The organism is Methylopila sp. Yamaguchi, from assembly GCF_002897035.1.
GTDB lineage: Bacteria > Pseudomonadota > Alphaproteobacteria > Rhizobiales > Methylopilaceae > Methylopila.
Genome location: NZ_BAUX01000010.1, coordinates 1 through 17,218, shown reverse-complemented (window position 1 = coordinate 17,218; position 17,218 = coordinate 1). Strand labels below are relative to the sequence as shown.

Genomic DNA, 17,218 nt, shown 5'->3' with positions numbered 1-17,218 from the left:
GCTCGTACTTGACGATCCGGCCTGGATTCCCCGATGAACCGGGGAATGACGAGAGCTTAAAACTCGACATCGGACGTGGATTGTCCGGTCAAGACGGACCATGACGGCGCCTAGCCTTGCCTGCTCTTGATCAAGCGGGACGCTCGCGCCGTCGCAAACGCAGTGTTCGGCTCGAACGGCTCTCAAGCAAACAACCGGGCGGAAAGGCACTACTCCGCCGCGACGGCCGCAGGCTTTGCGCCGAGCTTGGCCGCGCGGTTCGCCACCATCTGCGCAAAATCTTCGCCGGCGTGATGCGACGAGCGGGTGAGCGGGCTCGACGACACCATCAGAAAGCCTTTGGCGTAGGCGATGGTCTCGTAGGATTTGAACTCGTCCGGCGTGACGAAGCGGGCGATGGCGTGGTGGCGCTTGGTCGGCTGCAGGTACTGGCCGATCGTCAGGAAGTCGACCTCGGCGGTGCGCAGGTCGTCCATCAGCTGCAGCACCTCGTTCCGCTCCTCGCCCAGCCCGACCATGATGCCGGATTTCGTGAACATCGAGGGGTCCAACTCCTTCACCCGCTGGAGCAAGCGGATGGAGTGGAAGTAGCGGGCGCCGGGACGGACGGTGAGATAGAGCGACGGCACGCATTCGAGGTTGTGGTTGAACACGTCGGGCCGCGCCTCGACGACGATCTCCAGCGCGCCCGGCTTCCGGAGGAAGTCGGGCGTCAGCACCTCGATCGTGGTGCCCGGGCTCGACCGCCGAATGGCGCCGATGACGTCCGCAAAATGCCTTGCGCCGCCGTCGGCCAGGTCGTCACGGTCGACAGAGGTGATGACCACATGGTGCAGGCCGAGCTTTGCGACAGCCTCCGCAACCCGCTGCGGCTCGCCGCCGTCGACCGCCTCGGGCATGCCGGTTCGGACGTTGCAGAAGGCGCAGGCGCGCGTGCAGGTGTCGCCGAGGATCATGAAGGTCGCGTGCTTCTTCGACCAGCACTCGCCGATGTTCGGGCAGCCGGCCTCCTCGCAGACGGTGACGAGTTTGTTGGAGCGCACGATCTCCTGCGTCTCGCGCCAGACCGGCGACCCCGGCGCGCGCACGCGGATCCAATCCGGCTTCTTGAGCTGTTCGGTCTCGGGCCGGCGCGCCTTTTCGGGGTGGCGCGGCCGGACGGGGCCGGTCGTGCGATCGAGGACCGTGACCATGGGAGCGTGTCGTCTTTCCGTTTCCGTCGCGAGAACCCTCGCGGCAAACAAAAAGGAGAGCGGACGCGAGCCCGCTCTCCTCAAAACTTAGGCGAAGACGCCTTCGCCGTCGATCCGCGCGCCCGGCTCCGCATGGCCGAGGAGCGCGCCGCGCAGAACTAGACCGTGCGACGGCCCGCGATGAGGCGCCAGAGGAAGATCAGCAGGCACGCGCCCGCGACCGCCACGATGCATTGCCAGATCCAGCCGCCCGGCGGGATCACGCCGACAGCCTTGAGGATCGCGTTCATGACCAGAGCCCCGACGATGCCGAGGATAATGTTCATGAGCAGACCCATGTCCGATTTCATGATCTGCTCGGCGATCCACCCGGCGATCGCGCCGAGAATGATCGCCATAAGCCAGCCGACGCCTTCCATGGACAGCACTCCCTTTATGTCCCGACGGGACATAAACCTCGGAGGCGGTTCCTCGTTCCGGGCTCGGGAAAAAATTCACTCCGCCCTCACGTGTGAATGACGCGGCCATAGGCGTCGAGCACGCTCTCGTGCATCATTTCCGAGAGCGTGGGGTGCGGGAAGACCGCATGCATCAGCTCTTCTTCGGTGGTCTCGAGGTTCATGGCGACCACGAAGCCCTGGATCAGCTCGGTCACCTCGGCGCCCACCATGTGCGCTCCGATGAGTTCGCCCGTCTCCGCGTCGAAGATGGTCTTGACCAGACCTTCCGGCTCGCCCAGCGCGATCGCCTTGCCGTTGCCGTTGAACGGGAAGCGGCCGACTCTGACCTTACGGCCCTGCTCCTTGGCCTTCTTCTCCGTGACGCCCACCGAGGCGATCTGCGGCTGACAATAGGTGCAGCCGGGGATCTTCGCCTTGTCCATCTCGTGAGGGTGCAGACCCTTGATGCCCTCAACGCAGATGACGCCCTCATGCTCGGCCTTGTGCGCGAGCATAGGCGGACCGGCGACGTCGCCAATGGCGTAGACGCCCTTCACGTTGGTGCGGCCGAGGCCGTCCGTCACGACGCAGCCGCGATCGGTCTTCACCCCGAGCGCCTCAAGCCCGAGGTTCTCGATGTTGCCGACGACGCCGACGGCCGAGATGACACGATCGACCTTGATCGTCTCGGTCTTGCCGTCGCCGAGCTCCACGGTCGCGGTGACGTCGTTCGCGCTCTTGTCGAGCTTGGTCACCTTGGCCCCGGTGAGAATGCGGATGCCCTGCTTTTCAAAGCGCTTCCTTGCGTGGGCCGCGATCTCCTCGTCCTCGACGGGCAGGATCTGCGGCAGCACCTCGACCACGGTCACCTCGGCGCCCATGGTGCGGTAGAAGCTCGCGAATTCGATGCCGATCGCGCCTGAGCCCACGACCAGCAGGGACTTGGGCATGGCTTCGGGGACCATGGCCTCGAAGTAGGTCCAGACGAGCTTCTTGTCAGGCTCGAGGCCCGGCAGCACCCGCGGCCGCGCGCCGGTGGCGACGATGACGTTCTTGGCGGCGTAGGTTCCCTCCCCCAGCGCGCCCTTTGGGGCCGGCGCGGGCGGACCCTGCACGGACTTCTTCGGCGCGACGACCTTGACCTCGCCGGGCTTGGTCAGCGTCGCCTCGCCCCAGATCACGTCGACCTTGTTCTTCTTCAGCAGGTAGCCGACGCCGCCGTTGAGCTGCGACGAGACCCCGCGTGAGCGCTTCACGACGGCCGCCATGTCGAAGCCGACCTTCTCGGCCGAGAGGCCGTAGTCCTTGGCGTGCTCCATGTAGTGGAACACTTCGGCCGACCGCAGCAGCGCCTTGGTCGGGATGCAGCCCCAGTTCAGGCAGATGCCGCCGAGATGCTCACGCTCGACCACGGCCGTCTTGAAGCCGAGCTGCGCCGCGCGGATCGCCGTCACGTAGCCGCCGGGACCGCCGCCGATGATGAGGACGTCGTAGGTGTCGGCCATGGGGTTCCCCTTAGTGGTCAGACGTACTGAGCGACGCCGTCGCCGAACGACCAGTTTTCTTTCCTGACCTCGATCAGGTTGATGAAGACGTTGCGCGGCTCGACGCCCGGGTCCGCCTGAAGCCGCTCGACGACGCTGCGATAGAACGCCTGCTTCAGCTCGACCGTGCGCCCGTCGCTGATCGCGATCTGGAGGATCACGAGGCCGTCGTCATGCGCGACGCCGAGATAGCTCGGCTCGAAGATGAACCCGTCGGCGTCGTGCTCGTGAAACACGACGAACTTGTCGTCTTCCGGGACTGAGAACACCGCGCGCAGGGCGTCATAAACCCCATCGGCGATCGCGCGCTTGGCGGCCGCGCTGCGGCCCTTCAGGAGAGAAACGCGAACCAGGGGCATGGCTAGACTAAAAGCCCCATGGGCTTCTCGATCAGCCGCTTGATAGCGGAGATCAGCGTCGCGCCGAGCGCGCCGTCGACGGAGCGGTGGTCGCAGGACAGCGTGAGGCTCATGACGGTCGCGATCTTGATCTCGCCGCCCTTGACCACCGCGCGCTTCTCGCCGCCGCCGACCGCCAGGATGGTCGAGTGCGGCGGGTTGATCACCGCGGTGAAGTCCTTGATCCCGAACATGCCGAGGTTCGACACCGCGCTGGTGCCGCCCTGATACTCCTCAGGCTTCAGCTTGCGGTCCTTCGCCCGCTGGGCGAAGTCCTTCATCTCCTTCGCGATCACCGACAGCGTCTTGGTCTCGACCGCGCGAATGATCGGCGTGATCAGGCCGTTGTTCGGCAGCGCCACTGCGACGCCGACGTCGGCGTGCTTGTGTCTCAGCATGGCGCCCTCGGTCCAGCTCACATTGGCGTCCGGCACCTGCGCCAGCGCCACGCCGAGCGCCTTGATCACCATGTCGTTCACGGAGACCTTCCAGGCGGCCTTGCCATCCTTCTCCGGAGCGGAAGCGTTGATCTGCTCCCGGAGGGCCAGCAGCGCGTCGATCTCACAGTCGACCGTGAGATAGAACGTCGGCACCGTCTGGCGGGCTTCGGTCATGCGGCGCGCGATGGTCTTGCGCATGCCGTCGTGCGGGATCTCCTCATAAGAGCCCGGTGCGAAAAGCTTCTTGATCGCCTCGTCGGAGGCGCCGGTGGGCGTCGGGGCCTTGACGGCGGGCGCCGCCTCCGGCGCGTTGGCGTCCGAAGACGGCGTCTTCGCTTCGCTGGCGGCCTTCGCACCCCCGGAGGCCTTGGCCTGCTCCACGTCGGCCTTCACCACGCGGCCGTGCGGGCCTGATCCGGAGATCGCCTTCAGGTCGACGCCCGCTTCCTTGGCGAGCCGCCGCGCGAGCGGCGAGGCGAACACGCGTTCGCCCTTGTCATGACCGTTCGCGGCCGCCTTCGGCGCCTCCGCCTTGCTCTCGGATTTCGGAGCGTCGTCGTGCGCCGCTTCGCTCGGGCGCGGGGCCGCGTCGGACGTCGGCGCTTCGGATTTGGCCGGCTCCGGCGCGGCCTTCGCCTGCGGCTTCGAGGCCCCGTCCAGAGCGCTGGCGTCTTCGCCCTCCTCCAGGAGGACCGCAATCAATTCGTTGACCGGGACGTCGGACGTGCCTTCCGGCACCACGATCTTTCCAACGGTGCCCTCGTCGACGGCCTCGACCTCCATGGTCGCCTTGTCGGTCTCGATCTCGGCGATCACGTCGCCGGACTTGACCGCGTCGCCCTCCTTCACGAGCCACTTGGCGAGGTTGCCCTTCTCCATCGTCGGCGACAGCGCGGGCATCAGGATGTTGGTCGGCATCGGTTCAGGCCTCTTCGGAAGGCTTCGTATCGGGAGAAGGCGCGTCGAACGGAAACAGCGCGTCGAGCGGGAAACCCACGGCGTCGAAGGGGGCCGCGCGGACCTCTTCGCCCGGCTCGGCGGTCGCGAGCAGCAACCATTGGCCCGCTACGTTGCCGAAGACTTCGAGCAATCGGACGGTGGGGTCGAGAAGCCAGAGATGGCCGACGCCGGCGTCGGCGTAGATCCGGCGCTTCGGGCCACGATCGAGCCGCTCGGTCGGCGGAGACAGGATTTCGCAGGCCCAATCGGGCGCGATCTCAAGGTAGGGGGTCTTCGGTTCGACCGGCAGCCGTTCACGGCGCCAGCCGGCCAGATCGGGAACCACCACGTCAGTTCCGAAATGAAGCTCGGGCTCCATGATGAAAATCCAGCCTCCGTGACCTCCGTCGCCGAAATCGAACGGCTCGCCGAGCTTCGCGCCCAGGCGCAAGGCCGCGGCGCCGTGGGTCGGCCTCGGCCGCGGGTGCGTCTCCAAGCGGCCATTGATGATTTCCGCCACGCGATGCGGCGGGACAGCCTCCAGATCGGCGTAAGTTGCGCGGCGAAGAGCCGGATCGGCGCTCATGCGGTCATCGCCTCATGAACCTGTTCAGCACCGTGCGGACCACATGATGGACCACCCGGCTCTGGGCCTCGCGCAAGGAGGTCGGGGGCAGCCGCCGGGGCCCCGAGCCGGCGCGCTGGGCGCGGTTACGCAGAAACTCGTTCGCGACCGTCTTCAGGATACGTCCGAGCATCTGCGTCTCCTCACGTCCGGTAGCACACCGCCTTGGCCGCCTCGACGACCTCGGCGACGCTCGGCAGCGCGAGCTTCTCGAGGTTCGCGGCGTAGGGCATCGGCACATCTTTGCCTGAAACGCGGGTCACGGGGGCGTCGAGCCAGTCGAAGGCGCGCTCCATGACGCGCGCCGAAATCTCGGCGCCGACGCCGGACTGCGCCCACCCCTCCTCGACGGTCACGAGCCGCCCGGTCTTCTTGACCGACTCGATGATCGTGTCCGTGTCCATCGGACGGATGGTGCGCAGATCGATCACCTCGGCGTCGACGCCGTCCTTGGCGAGTTCTTCCGCGGCCTTCAGGGCGTAGGTCATTCCGATCGACCAGGCGACGATGGTCACGTCCTTGCCCGGTCGCGCGATCTTGGCCTTGCCGATCGGCACGACGTAGTCGTCGAGCTTCGGCACCGGGAACTGCTGGCCGTAGAGGATCTCGTTCTCGAGGAAGATGACCGTGTTGTTGTCCCGGATCGCGGCCTTGAGCAGGCCCTTGGCGTCGGCCGCGGTGTAGGGGGCGAGCACGGTGAGGCCCGGCACGTTCGAGTACCAGGCGGCGTAGTCCTGGCTGTGCTGCGCGCCGACCCGGGCGGCGGCGCCGTTCGCGCCGCGGAACACGATCGAACAGCCCATCTGGCCGCCGGACATGTAGAGGGTCTTCGCGGCGGAGTTGATGATCTGGTCGATCGCCTGCATCGCGAAGTTGAACGTCATGAACTCGACGATGGGCTTGAGGCCGGCGAGCGCCGCGCCGACGCCGACGCCGGCGAAGCCGTGCTCGGTGATCGGCGTGTCGATCACGCGCTCCGCGCCGAACTCCTCGAGCAGCCCCTGGCTGACCTTGTAGGCGCCCTGGTACTCGGCGACCTCCTCGCCCATCAGGAACACGCGCTCGTCGGCGCGCATCTCCTCAAGCATCGCGTCGCGCAGAGCGTCCCGGACGGTGGTCATCACCATCTCGGTGCCCTCAGGGACGTCGGGTTCCGGCAGGACCTCGGGCGCCGGCGGGTTCGCCGCCGCCGAACCCGTGGCCTTCGCATCGCCTGTCGGCTGCTTGCCGCCGCTCGCGTCTTTCGCTGCGCCTTCGTCGGCGCGTTTCGCGGCCGCCTCCCCGCCGGTCTTCGGCTCGCCGGCAGCGGGCGCCGCGTCGGGCTTCGGCTGCGCGTCTCCAGCCGGAGTCGAGGCGCCGTTCTTCAGCGCGCTCTCGTCTTCTCCGTCCGCCAGGATCAGCGCGATCGGGGTGTTGACCTTCACGTCCTCGGAACCGTCCGCGATGAGGATCTTGCCGAGCACGCCCTCGTCGACCGCCTCGACCTCCATGGTCGCCTTGTCGGTCTCGATCTCCGCGATGACGTCGCCGGACTTCACGGCGTCGCCTTCCTTCTTCAACCACTTGGCGAGCTTCCCCGCCTCCATGGTCGGCGACAACGCCGGCATGAGGACTTCGATCGGCATCGGGGACGTCCCTCTATCCTTGAAGGCTTTTTGGCCGGCGGCGGAGCCCGCCGGCGGCGCAACGACTGCTTACGTTCGGCCGCTCAGCGCAGAATGTCGGTCCAGAGCTCCGACGGATCGGGCTCGGGATCGTTGGTCGCGAACTCGGCGGCGGCGTTGACGATGTCGCGCACCTCCTTGTCGACGGCCTTGAGTTCGTCCTCGGTCGCAAGCCCCGCCTTGATCAGGCGCGCGCGCACCTGCTCGATCGGGTCATGGGTCTCGCGCATCTTCTGGACTTCGTCCTTCGAGCGGTACTTCGCCGGATCGGACATCGAGTGGCCGCGGTAGCGGTAGGTGACCATCTCGAGGATGTACGGGCCCTTGCCCTCGCGGGCGTGGGCGATCGCCCGCGCGCCGGCGGCCTTGACCGCGCGCACGTCCATGCCGTCGACCTGCTCGCCGGGGATGTCGAAGCTCGCGCCCCGCTGGGACAGGTTGGTGTTCGACGAGGCGCGCTCGACCGAGGTGCCCATGCCGTACTTGTTGTTTTCGATGACGTAGACGACCGGCAGCTTCCAGAGCTTCGCCATGTTGAAGCTCTCGTAGACCTGGCCCTGGTTGGACGCGCCGTCCCCGAAATAGACCAGGGAGACCTTGCCGTTCTTCTTGTAGCGGTTGGCGAAGGCGAGGCCCGTCCCGAGGGACACCTGCGCGCCGACGATGCCGTGGCCGCCGTAGAACTGCTTCTCGACGCTGAACATGTGCATCGAGCCGCCTTTGCCCTTGGAGTAGCCGCCGCGACGCCCCGTGAGCTCCGCCATGACGCCCTTCGGGTCCATCTCGCAGGCGAGCATGTGGCCGTGGTCGCGGTAGCCGGTGATCACCTGGTCGCCTGGCTCAACCGCCATCTGCATGCCGATGACGACGGCTTCCTGGCCGATATAGAGGTGGCAGAAGCCGCCGATGAGGCCCATGCCGTAGAGCTGGCCGGCCTTCTCCTCGAAGCGGCGAATGAGGAGCATCTCGCGATGGGCGTGAAGCTCTTCCTCCTTCGTGAACTCGAGCGCCCCGCTCGCGGACGAGACCCCGGTCTCGGGAGCGGCTTCCGGCGCGGGTTGGCTGTCGGAGGTCGGGGCGGCTTTTGCGGCGGATACGGCCATGGACGTTCCCCTGGGCTGGGCTTCCTTAAGACGGAAACCTAACGCGACCTTAAGGCAAATCGAGCCGACGCCCAGATCGCTTGGAACGTATGTGCCCGGATGCAACTAAAGTCGCAAGGGGGTCCATAGAGTATTTTGATTGTGCGATAGCGAAGAGCAGCCCAACAGGCTGCGCTGCATCTGCGAAGACGTCAGCGCGTCTCGACGACCCTGTCGTTGGGGTGCAGCCAGCCGAGGTCGACGCGGGCTTCTTCATCGAGCAGGTCAGGGTCGAGCTGGTCGGAGCTGAGCAGGTCGATCCGATGCTCGTAGCTCTGGCGCGTCTCCTTGAGAGAGGCGAGCTGCTCCGACAGCGTCGCGATCTCAGCCTCGAACTCGCGGCTGGCGACGAGGCCGTGGGCGCCCACATAGGCCTGCTGGCTGAAATAGACGATTGCGCCGGCGGCGACGAGCCAGAGCGCGAGCTGGGCGGCGGCCGTGCGCCAACGGTGACGAATGATCATGTCCGCGAGAGTGACGCCGACATGGTTTCGAATTCCTTTAAGCCGCGCGTTTCAGCGCGCCCTGCACTTTCCGCCACAGCCTGTCCGCGGCGTTGCGCGAGGCGGCGCGCGGCCCCGTGGGGACGAGCGAGACCGTCGCGTCGGGCTCGTCCTCGATGCGGAGGCCGACCCGCACGACCTTGCCCTCGTCGACGCCGCGCACGACGAGGGTCGCCCCGCCGAACTCCACGGCGTCGCCGACGGCAGGTTCGTTCTCGAAGCGCCGGGCGAAGACCTCCGCGACCGTCGATCCGGCGTCCTCGGGGGGCACCTCAAGGCCGTACATAGCCGACAGCGTCGCGAGCGCCGCGTCTCCCCGCAGCGCGAACTCGCTGAGCGCAGGCCGCGCGCGCCCGGCTTCGGTGGACGCGAAGAGGCCATCGAGCTCCGCCACGCGGTTGTGCGGCGCAAGAAAATAGCCGTAGTCGCCAGGCTTCAGCGCGCCGGCCTGGAGCGGATCGAGGATGCGGTCCTCCCGGATCACGAACACCGGCGTCGCCCATTTGGGCACCGCGTCCCGGGCGAGGATCGGACATTTCGGCGTCACGGGGTAGCCGACCATCTCCTGCGCGAGCTGGCCCGGCAGGTCGATCTCGATCCGCTGCACCTGCCGGCCGGTCTGGCGGACGGCGAGGCCCAGCCGCTTCGCGAGCTCGGTGATCGTCCAGCCCTGCACCAGCAGCGAGACGATCACCACCACGAATGCGACGTTGAAATAGATCTGCGCGTTGGGAGCGCCGGCCAGCGTCGGGATCGCGGCGAGGAAGATCGACACCGCGCCGCGCAGACCGACCCAGCCCACGAAGCCGATCTCCTTGCGCGAGAAACCAAACGGCAGCAGGCAGAGCGCGACCGCCGCCGGCCGCGCCACGAAGATCAGAACGAAGGCGATCGCGAGCGAAGCGCCGAGGGACGGCAGGAGGGTCGACGGCGTGACGAGAAGGCCGAGCACGATGAACATCACGATCTGGCAAAGCCAGGTGACGGTGTCGTGGAAGGCGATGATGCTGGGAAGCGCGCGCACCTGCCGGTTGCCCACCACGATGCCCGCGAGATAGACCGCCAGAAAGCCGGAACCGTGCATGACCGCCGCGAGCGCGAACAGCGCGACGGCGCTCGCCACCACGAACAGCGGGTGCAGCCCGGACGGCAGATCGACCTTGTTCAGCACAAAGGCGAGCGCGAACCCGCCCGCGACGCCGGCCGCGCCGCCGATGATCGCCTCCTGCAGGAACTCGCCGAGGATCGTCAGCCCGTCGTGCCCGCCGGAGGCGCTGACCAGCCCGACCATCATGACGGTGAGGAACACCGCGACCGGGTCGTTGGTGCTGGATTCGATCTCCAGCACGCCGCCGACCCGCCGCTGGAGCTGCAGGCCGCTGGCGCGGATCAGGAAGAACACCGCCGCGGCGTCGGTCGAGGCGATGGTGGCCCCGATCAGGAAGCCTTCCGAAAGCCTGAGGTTCAGCACGTAGGAGGCGAAGGCGCCGATCAGCCCGGCTGTGATCACCACGCCGACCGTGGCGAGCCCGATCGCCGGCGCGAGCGAGCCCGCGAGATGGGAGATGCGCGTGCGCAGCCCGCCGTCGAACAGGATGATCGCGAGCGCGAGCGAGCCGATCAGATAGGTCAGCCGGTAGTTGTCGAAGGCGACGCCGCCCGGCCCGTCCGCGCCGGTCAGCATGCCGATGATGAGGAAGACGAGCAGCAGCGGCGCGCCGAACCGGGATGCGACGAGCGACGACAGGATGCCGACGAGCACCAGCGCCGCCCCGAACAGCAGGATCGCATTGACGACCGTGATGTTGTCCATGCCCGCCGGTTCGCATGCACGCCACGGGCGACCGGGCGCGCCTGGGGTGACCCCGGCGTGGTCCGAGCGCCGAAGCGTCAGAGGAAGGAGGTTGGAACTTCCCCGACGAATGCCGCGAGATCAAGGCGGAACAACATCTTATGCGGCTTATGACCGGGCGAGCACGCCGCCGGTCAAGGGGCGCGGCGCGCCGGTGGTGCCGGGATAGGTCAGCGGCAACCCCTTCAGACTGCGCACCGCGAGCACCGCGAAGGCCTGCGCCTCCAGCGCATCGGCCGAAAGCCCTACGGCGTCAGCGGTTTTCACCTCGACCTGAAGCCGATCCCGAAGCCCCGCCAGGAGCGTCGGGTTGCGCGCCCCGCCGCCGGCGACGATCCAGAGCGCGGGCGGCTGCGGCAGATGGCCCGCGGCCCGGACGACCGCCTCGACCGTGAAGGCCGCGAGGGTCGCCAAGGCGTCCGGCAGCGGCAGCGTCTCCGTGGGGCCGGCGTCGAAGGCGTTGCGGTCGAGCGACTTCGGCGGCGCGACGTCGAAGTAGGGATGGCCCAACAGACGGGCGAGCGCCTCACGGTTCACGACGCCTGACGCCGCGATCGCGCCGTCGCGGTCGAAGGCCTCGCCGGTCTCGCGCAGCAACCGATCGTCCATGAGCGCGTTGGCCGGTCCCGTGTCGAAGGCCACCAGCGCGCCGTCCGCCCCGATGAAGGTGACGTTTCCGACGCCGCCGAGGTTAAGCACCGCCAACGGGCGCGGCAGGTCGAGCGCCCGCACCAGCACGGGGTGGATGGTGGGCGCGAGCGGCGCCCCCTGCCCGCCCGCCGCCACGTCCGCGGCGCGAAAATCGTAGACCACCTGAACGCCCAGCCTGCGGGCGAGCGCCTGGCCGTCGCCGATCTGCACCGTTAGGCGGTCGGCCGGCCGGTGCAGCACGGTCTGCCCGTGGAAGCCGATGACGTCGACGTCGTCGGCGCGGAGCCCATGCTCGGCGAAGAACCGCTCGACCGCCTCCGCGTGAGCGTCCGTCACGATTGATTCGGCCTCCGCGACGGCGCCGGGCCGCTCCGTCCGGACCGAGATCGCAGGCGCGTCGGCCAAGGCCCGGGCGAGCACGGCGCGTTCGTCAGTCGTATAGGGCCGATAGCCTGAGGGCCCGAAGGCCTCGATGCGCTCGCCGTTCGTCTCCACCAACGCCACATCGACGCCGTCGAAGGAGGTACCGCTCATCAGGCCGATCGCGCGCATATTCGCACCTTGCATCATCAATCAAAGCGTTCAACTGCGCGCCAGGACATCAATGTTTCAGCCAGCGCCGTCGACGCAGATGCCGAAACGAGCACGAGAACACCGCTGGTCCAGGTATAATTCCGTTATGAGATTCGTGCTCCTCGCGCTGAAGATTGCCGCGGCGTTTATCGTGGCGGTCATCGCGTGCATGGGTGCGATTTTACTTTACGCCTTTGCCCTCCCTTCCGCTTCGGTAGACGTGCCCGTTCCTTTGGCCGGCGTCGCTGTCCGCTTTGAAGCGTGGTCCGGCGTCGCCGATGAGACATTCTGGCTCGTCGTGCAAACGCCGCGTGGCGCCACTAAGCGGAGGCTTTGGTCGAACTGGGGACCTGCCACGCGAGTGAATTTCTATCGGACGCCAGATGAATGGCTGGTCGTCTTGGGGGGCGGCGGAGACAGCGAAATGGTCGACGTCAACGACCCAAAGGCCGGTGAGGATGTTTTCAAGCCGAGGGTAAGCTCCAGCGACAGCGCCACATGGACTTATCTCGGCGCAGTGGACCGACCGCGGCGCGAGCCCAAAGCGCGCCGCTTCTTCTCGCCTGCCGAGCTGAGAGAATGTTTTGCAATGTTTGGAGCAGGTTACAGTCCGTACAGGGTGTCGCACCAAGCTGAGAGTCGCTGCGACTAGGGATCCGTCCTACAAGTCCCACAGCGCGACCGACGAAAGGCGTCATTCCGGCCGAAGCGCCGGTCCCCCTAGCCGCGACGGCGTCAGACCATGAACCGCTGAGGCTATAGGTGCCGGGACAAGCTCGGGACGACGCCAGATCGGACCGTAAGGCATTGGCGGACCGGCTCTAAGCCCCTACCAGCGCGCGCCCGTTTCGGGTGATCAGCGTGGATTCACCCCCGGAACCTGATACACACGCCGCGCATCCAGTCCTGTTGAGCGACGAGCCTGCGCCCTATGACCGCATACCGTTCCGATTTCCTGCGCCTGCTCGAGGAGCGCGGCCAGATCCATCAGATCTCCGACCCGGTCGCGCTCGACCAGCTCGCGAGCGAGGGGATCGTCACGGCCTACATCGGCTACGACCTGACGGCGCCAAGCCTGCACGTCGGGCACATGGCGAACATCATGATGCTGCGGCGGCTGCAACAGACCGGGCATCGGCCGATCGTGCTGATGGGCGGCGGCACCACCAAGATCGGCGACCCGTCGTTCCGCGACACCCAGCGCCCGCTGCTCGACGACGCACAGATCGCGGCCAACAAGCAGTCGATCAAGACCGTTTTCCAGCAGTTCATGGCCTTCGGCGAGGGCCCGACCGACGCGATCATGGTCGACAACGCGGAGTGGCTCGACAGGCTCGAGTACGTGCCGTTCCTGCGCGAGATCGGCCGGCATTTCTCGATCAACCGCATGCTGTCGTTCGACAGCGTGAAGACCCGCCTCGAGCAGGAGCAGCCGTTCTCCTTCCTCGAGTTCAACTACATGATCTTGCAGGCCTACGACTTCCTGGAGCTGAACCGGCGCTACGGCTGCCGGCTCCAGATGGGCGGCTCCGACCAGTGGGGCAACATCGTCAACGGCATCGAGCTGTCGCGCCGCGTGGACGGCGCCGGCGTGTTCGCCCTCACCTGCCCGCTCATCACCACAGCCTCGGGCGCCAAGATGGGCAAGACCGCCGGCGGCGCGGTGTGGCTGAACGCCGACATGGCGAGCCCCTACGTGTTCTGGCAGTACTGGCGGAACACCGAGGACGCCGACGTGGTGCGCTTCCTCAAGCTGTTCACCGACCTGCCGCTTTCCGAGATCGAACGCCTCGGCGCGCTCGGCGGCGCTGAGATCAACGAAGCCAAGAAGGTTCTGGCGACGGAGGCGACCGCGCTGGTCCACGGCCGCGCGGCGGCGGAAGAGGCGGAGGCCACAGCTCGCAAGACCTTCGAGGAAGGCGCCCTCGCCGACACCCTGCCGACGGTCGAGGTGGAGTCTTCGGCGCTCGCGGCCGGTTTGGGCGTGCTAACCGCCTTCGCCGAGATCGCCAGGCTCGTCGCCTCCAACGGCGAGGCGCGCCGGCAGGTGAAGGGCGGCGGCCTCCGGGTCAACGACGCCCCGGTGACGGACGAGCGCGCGAGCTTGACCGCGGCGGACCTCACCCCCGAGGGCGTGATCAAGCTTTCGCTGGGCCGCAAGAAGCACGTGCTTCTGCGTCCGCGCGGCTGAACTCAAGCTCTACTGCGCCTCGGCCGGGACATTGCCTGCGGTCCCGCCCTCGGGGGCGCCCTGCCGGAACTCGAACAGCTTGCGCAGGAAGCCCGGCGCCACCGCGGACATCGGGTTGATGGTCACCGTCGGCGACGCGGTCTTGCCGGTGACCTGGAAGGTCACGCCCAGAAGACCGCCATTCTTTCCGCCGGTCAGCAGCGCGCCGATGATCGGAACCTTGCTGAAGAGGTTGTTCAGCGAATACGCCGGCACGAAGGTGCCGACGAGCGAGACGCTGTCGGCGGCGTAGTCCACCACGCCTTCGAGCGTCGCGCCGAGTTGCGGCCCGTAGACGACCGCGTCCTTGACCTCAATCCGTCCCTGCCCCTGCGCGAAGGCCACCCGCAGCCGCTCGAACCGCGTGGCGCCCCTCCGGGCGTCCGCGGCGGCGGCGTTCGCGTCCGCTCCCGTCGTCTGTCGCACCCGGTCGAGCGCGGTCTCATTCCGCACAAGGAAGTCCCTGACGTTCAGGACGCCGGGACCGCCCGCAAGCGAGGCCTGCAGGTCGAACTGTCCGCCATCCACGCGGCCGTAGAGATCCGCAAATCGAAAGAAGGCGCCCGCGTCGCCGCCGCTGAGCCGCAGCCGGCCGTCGTCGGCGGTCGCGAGCCTGATGCCGCCGCTTCCGATCCGCCCTGAGCCATCCGCGTCCGTCACCCGGCCGTCGCGCATGGCGAGCCTGAGATCAAGCCCCGCGATCGCTTCGCCGCCGTAGCCGAGGCCGGTGCCGAGCTTGGCGACCACGTCGAGCGTCTTCGGAACGCCGCCGGAGGCGGGCTTGTCGGCGCCCCGCGCCGCCGCGGTCTTGCCCCGGAACGAGTCGAGCAACGGCTTCAAGTCCAGCGCCGCGCCCTGGACCACCACCTTGGTCGAGCCGGACCGGAGCTTGTCGATCTCGACCCGCGCGTCGTCGCCGGGGGCTGGGCGGTAGATCGGGAAGGTGGCCGCGAGCAGTTCGCCCTTGGGGCCGAACTCGATGCCCCCGCGCACCGACCGGTCGCCGCTTTCGATCGCGAAATCCCTCACGACCGTCTTTTCGGGGGTCTTATCCACGATCAGCGCGAGCTTGCCGGGCCGTCCGGCAGGCTTCCGAAACCCCGGCACCAGCCCGTCGATCCCGACGGCGGTGAGATCGGCCGACAGGCTGATCGGAGCGCGAGGTTCGTCGAGGGCGAGCGCTATCTGCAGCGGCACGGCGCCTTTGAGCGTTCCCGGAACGTCGAAGCCGAGCCGCGTCAAGTCGGAAGCGTCAGCCGTGAGGGTCGCGGTCAACTGGCGTTTGGCGGGCGAGCTCGCGGTCGCAGGCGTCTCGATTACGCCGATCGTCGCCGGGGCGCCCGCGATGCGGCCTTTCCCCGACAGCGTCTTGCTCGCGCCGTCCACGGCGAGCTTGAAGGCGCCCTTGTCGAAGGCGCGGCCGGCGAAAACGTCGGTGATTGTGACGTCGGTGATGTCGGCGGCGACCTTGACCGCGACCGGCGGTCCCGGCTTGGCGTCGGAATGCCCAAGCTCGAAGGCGGCCGAAACGTCGGCCGAGACCTTGCCCGAGACTTTCGCGGGATCGAGCTGCGGCGGAAGCGGGTTCGGTCCGACCGCGCCTGAGGCCAGGAGCGCGAGCGCCGGATCGAGAGCGCCCTGCGCCGTGAACGCGACCGTCGCCTTCGGGAAGGGCGCGCCGAAGCCGCCCGTGGCGAAACTGACGTCGGCGATCGACAAACCGCCGCCCGGACCGGGGACGAAGCCCTTCCCTACCGTGACGCGGGCGTCGGTCGCCGTCGCCGCGACCGAGCCCGTGGCGGCTTCGATCCAGGGCAGCGTCGGCGCCCCGCGCAGGGTCGCGTCGGAGAAGGCGACGTCGATCGCCATCGAGCCCGGAGGAAGCGGGTCCGTCGGCCCCATTGCGGCGAGCGCGCCGGCGGGAATGTCGAGGGTCAAGGAGAATGCGTCGACCTGGCCGGCGCGGATGTTCTGTACCGCCCAATTCCGCACGTCGCGACCGAGAAAGGGCGGCCATAGGCGCAGGATGGCGGAGGTCGGCATCGGGTCGCTGACCACGCCGAGCCGAATGGCGGGGCTTGCGCCTTCGAAGCGGATCAGCGCGGTCGCCGCCGCCTTGGCGGTCGGACCAAGCACTTGGGCCCGCGTCACGTCGAGAGTCGCAGCCTCTGCGTCAAATCGGGCGTCCAGGACCACTTGGTCGAGCCGGAGCGGCGTGTCGCCCAACTGTTCGCCCGCGAGCAGCACGTCGCGCCCGTCGAGATGGGCGAGCCACATGCTCTGGCCGGGGGCCGGCGCGGTCAGCGCGCCGCTGAACGACATCTGGCCCGTGCGTCCGACGATGCGGGAGGGCTCGATGACCACGGCGCGCTTCGCCGGATCCCAGGCGAGATCGAGCTTCAGGTCATCGACGTCGATGCTGCGCGCCGCGCCGTCGGACGCGCCGGGAAGGGCGACCGAGAGACTCCGGGCGCCGATCCGCCCGTCGCCCGCCGCGAGCCGCCCGTCGGGCCCGATGCGGGCGCTGAGATGGCCCGACAGCCTCCCCGTGGCTGGCGGAGCGCCGGCCTTCTGGGCGAACGGCGCCGAGTACGGCGCGAGGGACACGTTCTCCAGCCCCAGGTCGATCACGCGCCCGTTCGTCGCGGCGTCCGGGGCGATCGTGACGGCGATCGTCCAGCGATCCTCGGGGCGCGCCGACGAGGTCGTCAGGGCGATGGCCCCGTGTTCCCCTCGGGAGAGCCGCAGCGCGACGTTGTCCTGCGTCATGACCGACTGGCCGGCGCGTCCGACCAGCAGCGCGGCGCCGGTGACCTCGACCTCCTCGAGCGCGCCGACCGCGCCGCCCGGCCCGAGCAGCCGGTCGAGGTCGGCAACCCCCGCGAGGATGCGGTCCGGCAGGTCGGTCCGTTTCGAGGCCGCGCCCATCGTCTGTTCGAACTGCGCGTCGATGCGCGGGGTCGTCGCGTGGACGGAGCGCACCCGAACGTCGCCCCTCAGCAGCGCCAGTCCGTCGAGCCTGAG

15 protein-coding genes are annotated in these 17,218 nt (G+C 68.1%); 2 read left to right on the top strand and 13 right to left on the bottom strand.

Translation table 11 applies throughout. From position 1 onward, the window contains the following. Nucleotides 1-209 precede the first annotated feature (209 nt). The 12 genes from lipA to METY_RS12615 form a co-directional block, all read right to left on the bottom strand. Nucleotides 210-1,193, bottom strand: coding sequence for a lipoyl synthase (gene lipA / locus METY_RS12665; RefSeq protein ID WP_103121762.1), 984 nt, complete (start codon nucleotides 1,191-1,193; stop codon nucleotides 210-212). Between the two features lie 158 nt (nucleotides 1,194-1,351). Then, a complete protein-coding gene (locus tag METY_RS12660; protein WP_103121761.1) occupies nucleotides 1,352-1,612 on the bottom strand; it encodes a GlsB/YeaQ/YmgE family stress response membrane protein in 261 nt (86 codons plus the stop codon). An 86-nt stretch (nucleotides 1,613-1,698) separates the two neighbouring features. Continuing rightward, nucleotides 1,699-3,138 (bottom strand): dihydrolipoyl dehydrogenase, encoded by a 1,440-nt coding sequence (gene lpdA, locus METY_RS12655; protein ID WP_103121760.1) that lies wholly within the window; start codon nucleotides 3,136-3,138, stop codon nucleotides 1,699-1,701. Between the two features lie 17 nt (nucleotides 3,139-3,155). Further along, nucleotides 3,156-3,536: a tautomerase family protein gene (locus METY_RS12650; protein ID WP_103121759.1), complete on the bottom strand. Its 381-nt coding sequence runs from the start codon at nucleotides 3,534-3,536 to the stop codon at nucleotides 3,156-3,158. Nucleotides 3,537-3,538: 2 nt separating this feature from the next. Continuing rightward, nucleotides 3,539-4,933 (bottom strand): pyruvate dehydrogenase complex dihydrolipoamide acetyltransferase, encoded by a 1,395-nt coding sequence (locus METY_RS12645; RefSeq protein WP_103121758.1) that lies wholly within the window; start codon nucleotides 4,931-4,933, stop codon nucleotides 3,539-3,541. Nucleotides 4,934-4,937: 4 nt separating this feature from the next. Next, nucleotides 4,938-5,540: a Uma2 family endonuclease gene (locus METY_RS12640; protein WP_103121757.1), complete on the bottom strand. Its 603-nt coding sequence runs from the start codon at nucleotides 5,538-5,540 to the stop codon at nucleotides 4,938-4,940. Between the two features lie 4 nt (nucleotides 5,541-5,544). Further along, a complete protein-coding gene (locus METY_RS21230; protein ID WP_200819671.1) occupies nucleotides 5,545-5,712 on the bottom strand; it encodes a hypothetical protein in 168 nt (55 codons plus the stop codon). A 10-nt stretch (nucleotides 5,713-5,722) separates the two neighbouring features. After that, nucleotides 5,723-7,204 carry a pyruvate dehydrogenase complex E1 component subunit beta gene (locus tag METY_RS12635; protein ID WP_103121756.1) on the bottom strand — a complete coding sequence of 494 codons (1,482 nt, stop codon included), beginning with the start codon at nucleotides 7,202-7,204 and terminating at the stop codon, nucleotides 5,723-5,725. A gap of 83 nt (nucleotides 7,205-7,287) precedes the next feature. After that, a complete protein-coding gene (gene pdhA, locus METY_RS12630) occupies nucleotides 7,288-8,346 on the bottom strand; it encodes a pyruvate dehydrogenase (acetyl-transferring) E1 component subunit alpha (protein WP_103121755.1) in 1,059 nt (352 codons plus the stop codon). 191 nt (nucleotides 8,347-8,537) lie between these two features. Next, nucleotides 8,538-8,849 carry an FtsB family cell division protein gene (locus METY_RS12625; RefSeq protein ID WP_103121754.1) on the bottom strand — a complete coding sequence of 104 codons (312 nt, stop codon included), beginning with the start codon at nucleotides 8,847-8,849 and terminating at the stop codon, nucleotides 8,538-8,540. Nucleotides 8,850-8,886: 37 nt separating this feature from the next. Continuing rightward, nucleotides 8,887-10,701 (bottom strand): potassium/proton antiporter, encoded by a 1,815-nt coding sequence (locus METY_RS12620; RefSeq protein ID WP_103121753.1) that lies wholly within the window; start codon nucleotides 10,699-10,701, stop codon nucleotides 8,887-8,889. Between the two features lie 147 nt (nucleotides 10,702-10,848). Beyond that, nucleotides 10,849-11,943, bottom strand: a complete 1,095-nt coding sequence (locus tag METY_RS12615; protein WP_103121752.1) for an anhydro-N-acetylmuramic acid kinase — start codon at nucleotides 11,941-11,943, stop codon at nucleotides 10,849-10,851. Between the two features lie 136 nt (nucleotides 11,944-12,079). Here METY_RS12615 and METY_RS20880 point away from each other — a divergent pair, with 136 nt between their 5' ends. Continuing rightward, on the top strand, nucleotides 12,080-12,616 hold the full coding sequence (locus METY_RS20880; protein WP_146035718.1) for a hypothetical protein: 537 nt from the start codon (nucleotides 12,080-12,082) through the stop codon (nucleotides 12,614-12,616). A gap of 279 nt (nucleotides 12,617-12,895) precedes the next feature. Then, nucleotides 12,896-14,155, top strand: coding sequence for a tyrosine--tRNA ligase (tyrS, locus tag METY_RS12610; RefSeq protein ID WP_103121751.1), 1,260 nt, complete (start codon nucleotides 12,896-12,898; stop codon nucleotides 14,153-14,155). Between the two features lie 9 nt (nucleotides 14,156-14,164). Here the strand turns inward: tyrS and METY_RS12605 are convergent. Next, a partial coding sequence (locus METY_RS12605; protein ID WP_103121750.1) for a YhdP family protein occupies nucleotides 14,165-17,218 on the bottom strand: 3,054 nt, incomplete at its 5' end.